The sequence below is a fragment of the Shinella sp. R2-11 genome (assembly GCF_055330205.1).
Genome location: NZ_JBVAPC010000006.1, coordinates 1 through 13,954, shown reverse-complemented (window position 1 = coordinate 13,954; position 13,954 = coordinate 1). Strand labels below are relative to the sequence as shown.

Below are 13,954 nucleotides of genomic sequence, written 5' to 3'. Positions count from 1 at the left end.
CATTCTTTTCCGTTCGCCCCTCACCCTAACCCTCTCCCCGCAAGCGGGGAGAGGGGACTTGCCCCACGCAGGGTCATTGATCGAGGAAAAGGGCGCGGCATATCCCTTCTCCCCGCCTGCGGGGAGAAGGTGCCGGCAGGCGGATGAGGGGCATCCGGCACCGGCGGCGTGATGTGTCGAATATCGGGCCGCCCTGTTCGAAGGGACGCGGTCAGGCAACGGCCTCGCGAGGGCTCACCCCAGCAGCCACTCATGCTCCCTGGCATTGTGGAACTTCCACACCCGCTTCGGCCCCGCCATCACGTTGAGATAGTAGAGGTCGTAGCCGTGGATGGTGGCGCAGGGGTGGTAGCCCTTCGGCACCAGCGTCACGTCGCCGTCCTCCACCGCCATGGCTTCATCGAGCGAGCGGTCGTCCGTGTAGACGCGCTGGAAGGCGAAGCCCTGCGGCGGGTTGATGCGGTGGTAGTAGGTCTCTTCCAACAGGCTTTCGTTCGGCAGGTCGTCCCGGTCATGCTTGTGCGAAGGATAGGACGAGGTGTTGCCGCTCGGGGTGATGACCTCGACCACGAGCAGCGAATGGGCCGAATTATCGTCTTCCGGCATGATGTTGTAGACGTGGCGGACATTCGAGCCCTTGCCGCGCGAAAGCTTCGGATGGGTGCCCGGCGGAATGGCCTTCGCCTCATGGTCGCCGCCGCCCGGTGCCGAGCAGACGGCAAGCTCCAGGTCGGTCTCCGCCGTCACCGACCAGTTGGAATCGGCGGGGATGTAGAGCGCATGCGGCGCACCCTCGAAGGGGTTCATGCGCTCGCCGAGGACGCCGAAATCCTTGCCGCCGGCCGTCGCCTTGCCCTTGCCGGAAATCCAGACGAGGCAGACCTCGCGGCTTCCCGTTTCCGCCGCGACGATCTCGCCCGGCTTCATGCGGTGCAGGTCGAAGCCGACATAGGTCCAGCCGGCGCTTTCGGGTGTTACATGGCTGACGCGGCCATGGGTGCCGTTCGGTTTTACGAGGAGGTTCGGCATGGGCATGTTCCTTTCATTCGGCGTCCGGGACGGTCAGCCCTTGGGGAAACCTTCCGTCTCCACGGTATAACCCGCGGCGGTCATGACGCGCATCAGTTCTGCGTGGCCGATCTCGGCCATTTTCTGCGGCGGCGCCTTGCGCGGGTCCTGCTCGGCTTCCACCACGAACCAGCCTTCATAGCCGTAATCGGCCAGCTTCTGCACGATGGCGCCGAAATCGAGCGAGCCGTCGCCCGGCACGGTGAAGGCGCCGAGCGCCACCGCGTCGAGGAAGGACTGCCGGCTGCGGTCGAGGCCGTCGACCACGGACCGGCGGATATCCTTCACATGGACATGGTTGATGCGGGCATGGTGGTTGTCGATGGCGCGCAAAACGTCGCCGCCGGCAAAGGCGAGGTGCCCGGCGTCGAGCAGCAGCGGGATGCCTTCGCCGGACGCCTTCATGAAGGCGTCGAGTTCCGGCTCGGTCTCCACGACGGCGGCCATGTGGTGATGGTAGGAGAGCGGCATGCCCTGTTCCGCGCACCATTCGCCGAATTCCGTGAGCTTGCGGCCATAGGCCTTCATCTCGTCGTCGGAAAGGCGCGGCTTGGTGGCGAGCGGCTTCGAGCGGTCGCCCTGGATGGAACGGCCGACCTCGCCATAGACGATGCAGGGCGCATTGACGGCCTTGAAGAGCTCGATCATCGGCGCGATCCGGTCCTTGTTGGCGGCAAGCTCCTCGTTCACCAGCGTGCCGGAGAACCAGCCGCCGCACAGCGTCACGTCGGCCGCGCGCAGGATCGGCAGCATCTCCTCGGGCGTGCCGGGGAAGCGGCGGCCCTGCTCCATGCCGGTAAAGCCGGCGCTGCGCGACTGGCGAAGGCACTCCTCAAGCGAGACGTCGTCGCTGAGTTCAGGAAGGTCGTCGTTCCACCAGGCGATGGGCGACATGCCGAGTTTGGCTTTCATCTGGATCTCCTTGGGGAAGGCAAACGGCCTTCCGATATCATTATCTCTCTGCCTTTCCTCCGTTATCCTCGGGCTTGATCCGAGGATGACGGAGAGGAGGAGAGGGGCTTTGTTCGTGTCCTAACCGAGGCTCTGCGCCGCGCGGGCCTTCACATAGGCCTCGCGCGCCTTGTTGACCTCGGCCCGCGGGCTCACCTCCGGCACGGCGACGTCCCACCAGTGCCCGCCTTCCTGCGTGGTCACAAGCGGGTCGGTGTCGATGACGATGACCGAGGTGCGCTCGTTCGCCTTGCTCTCCTCAATGGCCGTTTCGAGGTCGGCGATGGAGGAGACCTTGACGGCGACGGCTCCCATGCTTTCGGCATGGGCGCGGAAGTCGATATCCGGCATGGTCTCGATCATCGCGTCCTTGAGAAGGTTGTTGAAGTTCGCGCCGCCGGTGCCCATCTGCAGGCGGTTGATGCAGCCGTAGCCGCGGTTGTCGAGCACGACGACGGTCAATTTTTTGCCGAGCATGATCGAGGTGGAAAGCTCGGAATTCATCATCATGTAGGAGCCGTCGCCGACCATGACGACGACATCCGCCTCCGGCCGCGCCAGCTTGACGCCGAGCGCCCCGGCAATCTCGTAGCCCATGCAGGAAAAGCCGTATTCCATGTGGTAGCCGCCGGGCTTTACCGCCTGCCAGAGCTTGTGCAGCTCGCCCGGAAGCCCGCCGGCCGCGCAGACGAGCACGGAATTCTCCCCGCCGATGCTGCGCTGCACCGCGCCGATGACCTGCGCGTCGGAGGGAAGGTCGGCATTGGTCGGCGCGGTCGCCCGGTTCGCCGCCGCCATCCATTCGTCCTTGCGGGCCTTGGCCGAGGCTTCCACCGAGGCCGGGGCCTTCCAGCCGCCGAGCGCTTCGGAAAGCAGCGTCAGGCCCTCGCGGGCGTCGGAAACAAGTGGCTGGCTGTCATGCTTGGTAGCATCGAAGGCGACGGTATTGAGGCCGATCATCTTCAGCTTCTCATTCTTGAAGAGCGCCCAGGAACCGGTCGTGAAGTCCTGCATGCGCGTGCCGACGGCGAGGATGACGTCCGCCTCCTCGGCAAAGGCATTGGCGGCGGAGGTGCCGGTGACGCCGATGGAGCCCATGCACAGCGGATGGTCGTCCGGGATCGCCGACTTGCCCGCCTGGGTGACAGCGACCGGGATGCCGTGCATGCCGGCAAAGGCCTTGAGCTCGGCGGTCGCCTGCGAATAGAGCACGCCGCCACCGGCAAGGATCAGCGGCTTTTCCGCCTTGCGCAGCGTCTCGATGGCGGCGGCAAGCTCGTCGCTGTCCGGGCGCGGGCGGCGATGCGTCCAGACCTTCTCTTCGAAGAGGCTCGCCGGATAATCATAGGCCTCGGCTTGCACGTCCTGGCAGAGCGAGAGCGTCACCGGGCCGCAATCGATGGGGTCGGTCAGCACCTGCATGGTGCGCTTCAGCGCCGGGATGATCTGTTCGGGGCGGGTGATGCGGTCGAAATAGCGCGAGACGCAGCGGAAGGCGTCGTTGACGGAGACGGTGCCGTCGCCGAAATCCTCGATCTGCTGGAGAACCGGGTCGGGAATGCGGTTGGCGAAGACGTCGCCGGGCAGGAACAGGACGGGCAGGCGGTTGACATGCGCGACGCCGGCGGCCGTCACCATGTTGAGCGCGCCGGGGCCGATGGAGGTCGTGCAGGCCATGAAGCGCTGGCGGAAGCTCGCCTTGGCGAAGGCGACGGCGGCATGCGCCATGCCCTGTTCGTTATGGGCGCGCAGCGTCGGCAGTTCCTCGCGCACCTGGTAGAGCGCCTCGCCCATGCCCGCGACGTTGCCATGGCCGAAAATGGCCCAGACACCGGCGAAGATCGGCACCTTCCTGCCGTCCACGACGGTCATCTGCGCCTTCAGGAAATGCGCGACGGCCTGCGCCATCGTCAGCCGGATCGTCTTTGCCATGGTATTCCTCCCGCTCGTCTCGTCCATGTCGTTTTCCCCTCCCCAACCCTTCCCCACAAGGGGGAGGGGCTAACCTGCCGAACCGCTTTCCAGAACACACCATTGCTTCAAGCAGCAGCGGGGCATGGAAATGAAGGTGGCGCGGCATCGCAAGCCCCTCCCCCTTGTGGGGAGGGGTTGGGGAGGGGACTTCCTATTTCAATCCGCGCGTCCCGAGCCACGCATCGGTCAGCGCACGGAACCGGCCGGCCATGTCGGCGATGGCCGCCTCGTCGCCCATCCTGCCGGCCATCCAGGCGCGGGCGGCATCGGCGAAGATCGTGCGGCCGACGGCAAAGCCCTTGACGGCTGGTGCCACCTTCGTTGCCTCGAAGGCCTTGATGAGGTCCTCCGTCGGCGCCTCCAGCCCGAGCAGCACGATACCACGGCAATAAGCATCGTTCCGGGCGATCACCGCCTCGATGTTCCGCCATGCCTCCGGGGAGGCCTGCGGCTCAAGCTTCCACCAGTCCGGCTTGATGCCGAGATCGTAGAGTTCCTGCAGCGCCGTGGAGATCGTATCGTCCCTGAGCGGCCCGTTCTTGCCAGCGATGATCTCGACCAGCAGCTCGCGCCCGACGCGGCGCGCCGCCTCGAAGAGCGTGCGCAGCTTCTCCTGCTGCTCCTGCTTGAGCGCGGCCGGATCGTCCGGATGGTAGAAGCACAGGCACTTGATGCAATGGTCGAGCGGCCATTCCACGAGCTGCGAGCCGATGTCCTGGCTGAATTCGAAGCGCAGCGGCTTGGAGCCCGGCAGTTCGACCGGCCGGCCGAGCCAGGAGAAATCCTTGGTGGCGGCGTCGAAGAAGGCGTCGCGCCCGAAGCGTTCGTCGATCAGCATGCCGTAGCCCGGCCGCCCCCCGGCGACCCGCGCGGCGGCTTCCACGGTGAGGCGCTTGAATTCGGAGATCTTCTCGTGCGGCATGCCGAGTTCGTCGGCGACGTCGACGAGCTGCATGCGGTGGTCGCAGGCGAGCGCCATGAGAAGCGGAATGTCGCCCTGCTTGCGGTTCGTCGCCCAGTGGATGTGGTTGATCGCCTCGTCCTTGCGCAGCGCCCGATGCTTGCTGCCGCTCTCAAGGAAGAATTCCAGCTCCTCCCAGCTCGGATATTCCGGGGAGCAGAGCAGGCGCGAGACGGCGAAGGCGCCGCAGGCATTGGCCCAGGTCGCGCAGGTCGCGTGGTCCTCGCCCTTCAGCCAGCCGCGCAGGAAGCCGGACATGAAGGCATCGCCCGCGCCGAGCACGTTATAGACCTCGATGGGAAAGCCCTGGCCGACCACGCCGTCTTCCAGGTCGTCGGAGATCGGGCCGTCATAGACGATGCATCCCATCGCGCCGCGCTTCAGGACGATGGTGGCGGCGGAGACCGCGCGGATCGCCTTCAGCGAGGAGAGCACGTCGTCCGCGCCCGAGGCGATCATGATCTCTTCTTCCGTGCCGACGATGAGGTCGCAATCCGGCAGCACGGATTTCATGATGGCCGAGACGCGGTCGGACTTCACATAGCGCTCGAAACCCTCGGCGTGGCCGGCAAGGCCCCAGAGGTTCGGACGGTAGTCGATGTCGAAGACGACCTTGCCGCCGCTCTCCTTGGCGATGCGGATCGCCTTGCGCTGCGCGGCCTCTGTATTGGGGCGGGAGAAATGCGTGCCGGAAACCAGCACGGCGCGCGAGGAGCGCACGAAGGCCTCGTCCACGTCGCCCTCGTCGAGCGCCATGTCGGCGCAGTCGGTGCGCACGAAGATCATCGGCGAAACGCCCTCGGATTCGATGGCAAGCAGCACCAGCGCCGTCAGCCGCTCCTTGTCGGTCCTGATGCCCTCGACATTGACGCCTTCGCGGGCGGATTGCTCGCGGATGAAGCGGCCCATCTGCTCGTCGCCGACGCGGGTGATGAGCGCGGACTTGAGGCCGAGGCGGGCGGTGCCGATGGCGATATTGGCGGGGCAGCCGCCGACCGATTTCGCGAAGGAGGCCGTGTCTTCCAGGCGCGTGCCGAGCTGCTGGCCATAAAGATCGACGGACGAGCGGCCGATCGTGATGACGTCGAGCGTCTTCGTCTGGTCCGTATGGGGCATGTCTTCCTCCCGGTCTTGCGGCGCCGTCGTGGATGCGCGGCGGACGTCGGGAAAATGAAACATGAATTCCATTATTCTGTCAATTCGGAATATACATTCCGTTTCTATTCCACAGCATTCCCTTTGGGCGAGCGCTTGAGGCTGCGCCGCCGCTCCGCGATGGCGACCGGCAGCGCCATGGCGAGCGCGATGGAGGCGGAAAGCGAGCGGAAGCCGGCATAATCGGCCTCCGACACTTCGAACCAGTGGGTGGCGGAGGCGGCGAGGGGGGAGAAGACGGAATCGGTGATGGCGACGATGGGCACGCCCCGGGCGGCGAGTTCCTGCGCCTGCGTCAGGCTCTCGGCGGCATAGGGCGCGAAGCTTGCGGCGATCACGGCGTCCCGGGTCGTCGCGAACTGCGTCATTTCGGGGTCGATGCCGTTCGGCGAGGCGATGATCTGATGGCGGATGCCGAGCTTGCCGAAGGCATAGGCGATATGCGCCGTCAGTGGATAGGAGCGCCGCTTGGCGACGAGATAGATGGTTTCCGCCCGGGCGAGCAGGTCGACGGCCTTGGAGAAGGTCTCGCCGTCGATGGTGCCGGCAAGCCGCGCCACCGACTGGCTCGCCGCCGTCAGGAAGCCGGAGAGCAGTTCCGCATCGCTGTTGGCCGCCGGCCCCGCCTCCAGCGAGAGCATGCGCTCCTCGTAGGAAAGCGTGCGGTCGCGCAGTCGCGCGCGAAAGACGTTCTGGAGGTCGGAAAAACCCTCGTAGCCGAGGTGATGGGCAAGGCGCACCAGCGTCGAAGGCTGCACGTCGGCCGCCGTCGCGATGCTCGCCGCCGTGCCGAAGGCCATGTCGTCCGGGTTGGAGAGCGCATAGGCCGCCACCTGCGCCAGCCGCTTCGGCATGGTCGCCTTGCGCTCGATGATGACGCTGCGCAGGCTGTCGAAATCGCGGGGCACGCGCGTGAGGGCCGCTTCGCTGCTGTTCATGGGATCTGTCCTCCTCGTGCGGCCATTCTGCGACAAATGAAATAAATATTCCATATCGTCGGAAAAGATAGTTTTCGTTCCAAATCTTTCCCGCTATGGATGGCGCAAGGCGCGCCCTCAGCGCGAGGTATATCAACTCTTGCGAAACTGCGTAGCGGTTTTGCGAGGGCCGGAGACGATGGAGGATTGTCATGAAGGCCTTGGGTATCGGACTGATCGGCACCGGTTACATGGGCAAGTGCCACGCGCTCGCCTGGAACAATGTCAGCACCGTCTTCGGCGATGTCGAGCGCCCGCGCCTCGTGCACCTCGCCGAGGCCAATGCCGACCTTGCGGCAAGCCGCGCCCGCGAATTCGGCTTCGCAAGATTCACCGCCGACTGGCGCGACCTCCTGTCCGATCCCGAGATCGACGTCATTTCCGTCACCACGCCGAACCAGTTCCACGCCGAGATGGCCATCGCCGCGCTCGAGGCCGGCAAGCATGTCTGGTGCGAGAAGCCGATGGCGCCCGCTTTCGCCGACGCCGAGCGCATGCTCGCCGCCCAGCGCGCGTCGGGCAAGGTGGCCGTCATGGGCTACAATTACATCCAGAACCCTGTCATGCGGCACATCCGCCTGCTGCTCGACGAGGGGCGCATCGGCACGGTCAACCATGTCCGCATCGAGATGGACGAGGACTTCATGGCCGATCCGGACGCACCCTTCTACTGGAAGAGCGAGGCATCCTCCGGCTACGGCGCGCTCGACGACTTCGCCGTGCACCCGCTTTCGCTGCTCTGGAGTCTCTTCGGCCATGTCGAGGCCGTCATCGCCTCGCTGGCCAAACCCTATGCCGAGCGCCCGCTGAAGGAAGGCGGCCGCCGCGCCGTCGAGAACCACGATATCGCCAGCGTCCTGATGCGCCTTCCCGGCGGCATTTCCGGCGTGCTGATGGCCAACCGCTCCGCCTGGGGCCGCAAGGGCCGCATCGCCCTGCAGATCTACGGCTCGAAGGGCTCGATCCTCTACGACCAGGAGCGCATGAACGAGTTCCAGCTCTACACGACCGAAGGCCGTGCCACCGAGCAGGGCTTTTCCACAGTCCTGACCGCGCCGCACCACAAGCCCTATGACCGCTTCATCCCGGCGCCCGGCCACGGCCTCGGCTTCAACGACCTCAAGGTCATCGAATGCCGCGAGCTGATCGCCGCAATCGCCGGCATGGCCTCGCATTCCATTGATTTCAATCACGGTCTGCGCATCGAGCAATCCGTGCACGCCATGGCGCGGTCGTTCCGCGAGGGACGCTGGGTGGAGATCGCCTCCGCATGAGTTTTCGGCGGCCGGGTCCAAAAAAATCCGGCCGGCCACGCATTGAAACGGCCAATCCCATACGTAATACTCTCGGCAATAATGCCGGAGGGATGGGCATGTTCAAGCGACTACCGAAACGCTGGGCGCCGGTTTTCCTTGTCTCGATTGCTGTCGTTGTGTTCAACGCGGGCGCCGCAGAGGCCAAACGCGTGGCGCTGCTGATAGGCAATCAGAAATACGAGGAAACCGCACCGCTCAACAATCCTGCGAACGACGTGGAGCTGATGCGCGCCTCGTTCCAGGAAGCGGGCTTTGATTCCGTGAAGACCGTCTTCGATCTCGACCGGGCCGCCATGGTCAAGGCGCTGCGCGATTTCGAGGACGAATCCATCGATGCGGAAATGGCTGTGGTCTACTATTCCGGCCACGCGATGGAGATGAACGGGGTCAATTACCTGATCCCCGTCGACGCGGCGCTGAGGAGCGACCGCGACGTCGAGGACGAGAGCGTCGCCATCGACCGCGTCCAGCGTTCGCTGGAAGGCGCCAAGAAGCTGAAGCTCTTCATTCTCGACGCCTGCCGCAACAATCCCTTCGCCGCCTCCATGACGCGGTCCATCGGCACGCGCGCCGTCAGCCGCGGCCTTGCCCGCGTCGAGCCCGAATCGGCCGACACGCTGATCGCCTTCGCCTCCAAGGCCGGCACGGTGGCGCTGGACGGGGAGGGCAGAAACAGCCCCTTCGCCACGGCGCTCGCCAAATACCTCACCGAGCCGGGCCTCGACGTGCGCATCGCACTCGGCAAGGTGCGCGACGAGGTGGTGCAGGCGACCAACCGCGAGCAGGAACCCTTCGTCTACGGTTCGCTCGGCGGCGCGCAGATCTTCCTGAACATCAAGGAAGTGAACATCAACATCACCAACAGCGGCAACACGCAGGAAGTCTCGCCGAACGGCCAGTCGGAAGCGGCCGCCGACTGGCAGAACATCCGCGACCTTGCCGACGAGGACCTGATCAACGCCTTCATCGCCAAGCACGGCAAGGACCCCGTCTACAAGATGCTGGCGGAAAAGAAGCTCGCCAGCCTCAAGGAGGCCACCCAGAACGAAGGCCAGGACGCGGCAAGCATCGCCTGGGAGGCGCTGAAGGAATCGACCGACGCGGCCGCCCTGCAGCGCTTCATCGAGCGCTATCCGGACAGCCAGCACCGCGGCGATGCCGAACATCTCATCGCCGCGCTGGAGCCGAAGAAGGGCCTCAGCGTCAACCTCGCCGCCAAGGAAACGGCCGCCTCGCGCGATTGCTTCCTCTTGGCCGGCGAGCCGCAGTCGCTGCCCGGCTTCATGGGTGTCAACTTCCTGAAGATCGACGCCAAGCGGGCGCTCACCGCCTGCGCGCAGGCCGTCAACGAGAATCCCTCCGACGGCATGCTGGTGAACCTGCTCGGCCGCTCGCACGACGCCGACCGCAACTATGTCGAGGCGCGGCGCAACTACGAGAAGGCCATCGAGCTCGGCAACATGTACGCGCTCACCAACCTCGCCTGGTTCTCGATCTACGGCACGGACGGACCGGTCGACGTGGCCAAGGGCCTCTCGATGTTCGAGAAGGCGGCGATCGCCGGCAATTCCTATGCGCAGGCCTCGCTCGGCTGGCTCTACCGCGAAGGCTATGGCGGCACCCGCCAGGACTATAACGAGGCCTTGAAGTGGTACCAGCAGTCCGCCAACCAGGGCTATGCCAATGCCATGGCGACCATGGGCTGGTTCTATCGCGAGGGCCTCGGCGTCTCGCAGGATTATGTCCAGTCGCTCACTTGGTACCGCAAGGCAGCCGATGCGGGCGATGCCAATGCCATGTCCTCGCTCGGCTGGGCCTACCAGAACGGCCTCGGCACGTCGCAGAACTACGGCGAGGCGAAGGTCTGGTACGAAAAGGCCGCCAATATCGGCGACGCCTATTCGATGGCCTCGCTCGCCTGGCTCTATGACGTCGGCAACGGCGTGAAGCAGGACTATGTGGAAGCCCGCTACTGGTACGAGAAGGCGGCCAATGCCGGCAGCTCCTATGCCATGGGCAACCTTTCGCGCCTCTACGACCAGGGCCTCGGCACGCCGTCGGATGCGAAGGAGGCCGTCCGCTGGGCCGCCGCCAGCATCGAGAGCGGCGATGCCACCAAGCTGAAGGAGCTGAAGGAGAATCCCGGCAACTTCACCGTTGCCTTCCGCCGGGAAATGCAGGATCTCCTGAAGGAGCGCGGCTATTACAGCGGCGCGTCCGACGGCGAATTCGGCCCGGCCACCATGGCCGCGATCGACAAGCTGGCGACCGGCCGCAACGACAGCACGCTGTCGAGCGCCGGCACCTCGACCGTCACGACGGCGGGCCAGTCGACCGTCGCCCTCAGCGGCTCGGAGGCCGAGCAGTGCTATGAGCTGGCGGGCGAGCCGAATGTCCGTCCGGGCTTCGTCGGCAAGCTCTTCGCGCAGATCGACTACGGCCGGGCTATATCGGTCTGCGAGGCGGCGCTGAGCGCCAACCCCTCGGACAACTCGATCCGCAACATGCTCGGCCGCGCCCATGATGCCGCGCGCAACTATCCGCAGGCGCGAGAGAACTACCAGAAGGCGGCCGATGCGGGGAACCTCTACGCGTTGACCAACCTTGCCTGGTATTCGATCTACGGCACGGACGGCGCGGTCGACATGGGCAAGGGCACGCGCATGTTCGAGCAGGCCGCCAATGCCGGCAATGCCTATGCCCAGGCCTCCCTCGGCTGGCTTTACCGCGAAGGCTACAACGGCACGCGCAAGGATTATGACGAGGCGATCAAGTGGTACCGCAAGGCCGCCGAACAGGGCTATGCCAATGCGCAGGCCACGATGGGCTGGTTCTACCGCGAAGGCCTCGGCACGCCGCGCGACTACAATATCTCGCTCGACTGGTACAAGAAGGGCGCGGAGGGCGGCGACATCAACGCCATGTCGTCGGTCGGCTATGCCTACCAGTCCGGCCTCGGCGTTGCGGTCGACTATGCCGAAGCGCGCAAGTGGTACGAGAAGGCCGCGGCCTTCAACGACTACTATTCCATGGCTTCGCTCGGCTGGCTCTATGATGCCGGCAACGGCGTGAAGCAGGACTATGTCGAAGCCCTGAACTGGTACGAGAAGGCGGCCAACGGCGGCAATACCTACGCCATGGGCAACCTCTCGCGCCTCTACGACCAGGGTCTCGGCACCCGCGCCAATGCCAAGGAGGCTGCCCGCTGGGCCGCCGCCAGCGTGGAGGGCGGCGACCAGGGCAAGCTGCAGGAACTCAAGGGCTCGCCGGCGAACTTCACGCCGCAGTTCCGCAAGGAATTCCAGCAGATCCTGCGCGACCGCGGCTACTACAACGGCCCCATCGACGGCGATTTCGGCGCTTCGACGCAGAACGCCATCGACCGCCTCGCCGCCCGCACCTGAGCTGCGCCGGGCACACAGAGCGAAGCCGCCGGAAACCACCCGTTTCCGGCGGCTTTTTCATGTCGCACGGCAACTGTGCAGCGGCCTGCGAGAGCACGCGGCAGCGGACGCTTGGGATGTGAAACGCAGGAAAGGGTAGGGGAAACTGGCGGAGAAGAAGGGATTCGAACCCTCGATACCGTTTCCGGTATACTCCCTTAGCAGGGGAGCGCCTTCGACCACTCGGCCACCTCTCCGCTCGCGGTTTCACTATGCGGCATGGACTGAGATTGCAAGGCTTTTTTCGGTTCTTGCGACAATATTCTGAATTTCAACAGCGGAGAACGAAGCGGCGGAAAAGCCGGCGCAAACCATTGTTCTCCGGCCCGTTTCCGCAAGCTTTCCGCAATGCTTGTTTCCATCCGTGCCCTTCCCGGGACGCTGACAGAACAACTGGAAAAGGGGTCGGCTTAAAGACGCAGGATGCTTGCCGCAGCTTGTCGTTTCAGCTGATTCTCGTGGAGCAATACGTCATTGCTGGCGCCGAATACAATCCGGCGCCGATGGGAACATGGCCGGCCCGTCAGGCCGTCTTCGCGCGGGCGGCGCGTTCGAGGATCGGCACGCAGATATCGAGATCGCCCGAAGCCAGATGCGCATAGCGCATGGTCATCTGCAGCGTCTGGTGGCCGAGCCAGGTCTGGACGCGGCGGATATCGATGCCGCCCTGGACCAGCCGCGACGCACAGGTATGGCGCAGGATATGCGGCACGACGTCCGGCTCCGAACCGAGCCCCACCTCCTGCTTCGCCTCGTTCCAGGCGGCCCGGAACTTCGCCTGGACGATGTTGGTGAACGGCCCCCGCCGCGACCGCTCCGAAGCCTGTATGGCCGCCGCCGCCCGCTCGGTGAGGGGAACGGAGCGGCTCCTGCCGCTTTTCGTCAGCCAGAAGGTCGCGCGGTCGCGGTTGAGATCCTGCCAGCGCAGCCCGATGCCTTCGCCGAGCCGCGCGCCGGTATCGATCAGGAAGATGCAGAAGCGGCCATAGAGGTCCGACTTTTCGGAAATGGCCTCGAAGAGCCTTGTTTCCTCCTCCGGCTCCAGAAAACGGATACGCCCCGCCTTCTCCTTCAAGCGCCTGAATTCCGGCAGGCTCTGGATGTCACCCATCTTATGGGCTTTGCGCAAAAGCTTGCTCAACGCCGCCATCTTCCGGTTGATCGTGGCGTTGCTGTTGCCCCGCTGGCGAAGCGCAGAGATCAGGGTGTCCAGCATCTCGTCGGTGAATTCCGAAAACTCCGCCCCGAACAGGATTTCGTCGAGTTCACCGATGAAGGACGATACATTATATCTGTGCGAGCCCGGCTCCCAAAGGATATCGACATAGCGACCGAGCAAAATTCGAAGGCTGTTACGCCGGGTTGTTCGGCCTTTTATATCACCGAGCTGGTAATCCAATTTATAGAGACTGTTCATTTGGGTGTTTTGCAACATCCTGCTCCCCCAGCACGACTTCTGATCGCCCATTGGTTGCACCATATGGTTAGCAAATTCTGTTGAAAAGCCCAAAACAACAGAAACAGGGGACCACCCGGCCTTTTGAGCCGGATGATCCCCTTTCTTTTCGGCTAAGTCAGATCGACTTAGAAGTCGCGCTGCAGGCGCAGGAAGCCGCGGGTGAAGTTTTCGTGGCCGCCATCAGCCACACCAGCTGCGTCAACAGTGTCAACGCGGTTGTAGTCAGCCGTTGCGAGAATGTTCAGACCGCTGACGACTTCGTAACCGACCGTCAGGCCGACGCGCCAAGCGTCCGGCGAGCCGCCAAGATCGAAGTTGGTATCAGCGAAGTACTGAGCGCCGGGGGTGATCGTCAGCTTTTCCGTTGCCTTGAAGGCGTAGGAAGCGGCAACGGTCCACTCGGAAGCATTCCAGTAGTCATTTGCACCGGAAGCCCAGATGCCGGCAAGCTGGAAGGTGCCCGGGCCAAGGTCAGCCGACAGGATGGCGCGGACTGCGCCTTCTTCAGCCCAGTTGTCGTAACCGCCGAGGACGTCGAGGTTTACGCCACCGAGGGAGAAGCCAACCGTGGCAGCAACGCCGATATCGTGATGGGTGCCATCCTCAGGGGTAATAACACCAGCAGCAGACACGGTTTCCCACTTACCCTG

General features: G+C 64.5%; 9 protein-coding genes and 1 tRNA gene. 2 read left to right on the top strand and 8 right to left on the bottom strand.

Annotated features, from left to right (window positions below):
* Positions 1–234: 234 nt before the first annotated feature.
* From iolB to ACZ1A1_RS15880, 5 genes are all read right to left on the bottom strand, one after another.
* Positions 235–1,029, bottom strand: a complete 795-nt coding sequence (gene iolB / locus ACZ1A1_RS15900; RefSeq protein WP_337184446.1) for a 5-deoxy-glucuronate isomerase — start codon at positions 1,027–1,029, stop codon at positions 235–237.
* Positions 1,030–1,062: 33 nt separating this feature from the next.
* Positions 1,063–1,980 carry a myo-inosose-2 dehydratase gene (iolE, locus tag ACZ1A1_RS15895; RefSeq protein WP_463620648.1) on the bottom strand — a complete coding sequence of 306 codons (918 nt, stop codon included), beginning with the start codon at positions 1,978–1,980 and terminating at the stop codon, positions 1,063–1,065.
* A gap of 120 nt (positions 1,981–2,100) precedes the next feature.
* Positions 2,101–3,951, bottom strand: a complete 1,851-nt coding sequence (gene iolD, locus ACZ1A1_RS15890) for a 3D-(3,5/4)-trihydroxycyclohexane-1,2-dione acylhydrolase (decyclizing) (RefSeq protein WP_463620647.1) — start codon at positions 3,949–3,951, stop codon at positions 2,101–2,103.
* Between the two features lie 193 nt (positions 3,952–4,144).
* A complete protein-coding gene (locus ACZ1A1_RS15885) occupies positions 4,145–6,070 on the bottom strand; it encodes a bifunctional 5-dehydro-2-deoxygluconokinase/5-dehydro-2-deoxyphosphogluconate aldolase (RefSeq protein WP_463620646.1) in 1,926 nt (641 codons plus the stop codon).
* Positions 6,071–6,174: 104 nt separating this feature from the next.
* Positions 6,175–7,047, bottom strand: a complete 873-nt coding sequence (locus ACZ1A1_RS15880) for a MurR/RpiR family transcriptional regulator (protein WP_119258855.1) — start codon at positions 7,045–7,047, stop codon at positions 6,175–6,177.
* 191 nt (positions 7,048–7,238) lie between these two features.
* Here ACZ1A1_RS15880 and ACZ1A1_RS15875 point away from each other — a divergent pair, with 191 nt between their 5' ends.
* The gene (locus tag ACZ1A1_RS15875; protein ID WP_463620645.1) at positions 7,239–8,360 is read left to right on the top strand and encodes a Gfo/Idh/MocA family protein; all 1,122 of its coding nucleotides are present in this window, start codon (positions 7,239–7,241) and stop codon (positions 8,358–8,360) included.
* A gap of 191 nt (positions 8,361–8,551) precedes the next feature.
* Positions 8,552–11,806, top strand: coding sequence for a caspase family protein (locus ACZ1A1_RS15870; protein WP_463620644.1), 3,255 nt, complete (start codon positions 8,552–8,554; stop codon positions 11,804–11,806).
* 146 nt (positions 11,807–11,952) lie between these two features.
* On the opposite strand, the gene ACZ1A1_RS15865 is transcribed toward ACZ1A1_RS15870, so the two are convergent.
* From ACZ1A1_RS15865 to ACZ1A1_RS15855, 3 genes are all read right to left on the bottom strand, one after another.
* Positions 11,953–12,042, bottom strand: a tRNA-Ser gene (locus ACZ1A1_RS15865).
* A gap of 326 nt (positions 12,043–12,368) precedes the next feature.
* Positions 12,369–13,262, bottom strand: coding sequence for a tyrosine-type recombinase/integrase (locus ACZ1A1_RS15860; protein ID WP_463620885.1), 894 nt, complete (start codon positions 13,260–13,262; stop codon positions 12,369–12,371).
* A 167-nt stretch (positions 13,263–13,429) separates the two neighbouring features.
* Positions 13,430–13,954, bottom strand: a 525-nt coding sequence (locus ACZ1A1_RS15855; protein WP_463620643.1) for a porin, incomplete at its 5' end; no start/stop codon positions are given.

Excerpts from the sequence above, each read along its gene's own strand:
- iolB (WP_337184446.1), bottom strand. The coding sequence starts at position 1,029 with ATGCCGAACCTCCTCGTAAAACCGAACGGCACCCATGGCCGCGTCAGC.
- iolE (WP_463620648.1), bottom strand. The coding sequence starts at position 1,980 with ATGAAAGCCAAACTCGGCATGTCGCCCATCGCCTGGTGGAACGACGAC.
- ACZ1A1_RS15860 (WP_463620885.1), bottom strand. The coding sequence starts at position 13,262 with ATGAACAGTCTCTATAAATTGGATTACCAGCTCGGTGATATAAAAGGC.
- ACZ1A1_RS15875 (WP_463620645.1), top strand. The coding sequence starts at position 7,239 with ATGAAGGCCTTGGGTATCGGACTGATCGGCACCGGTTACATGGGCAAG.
- ACZ1A1_RS15885 (WP_463620646.1), bottom strand. The coding sequence starts at position 6,070 with ATGCCCCATACGGACCAGACGAAGACGCTCGACGTCATCACGATCGGC.
- ACZ1A1_RS15880 (WP_119258855.1), bottom strand. The coding sequence starts at position 7,047 with ATGAACAGCAGCGAAGCGGCCCTCACGCGCGTGCCCCGCGATTTCGAC.
- iolD (WP_463620647.1), bottom strand. The coding sequence starts at position 3,951 with ATGGCAAAGACGATCCGGCTGACGATGGCGCAGGCCGTCGCGCATTTC.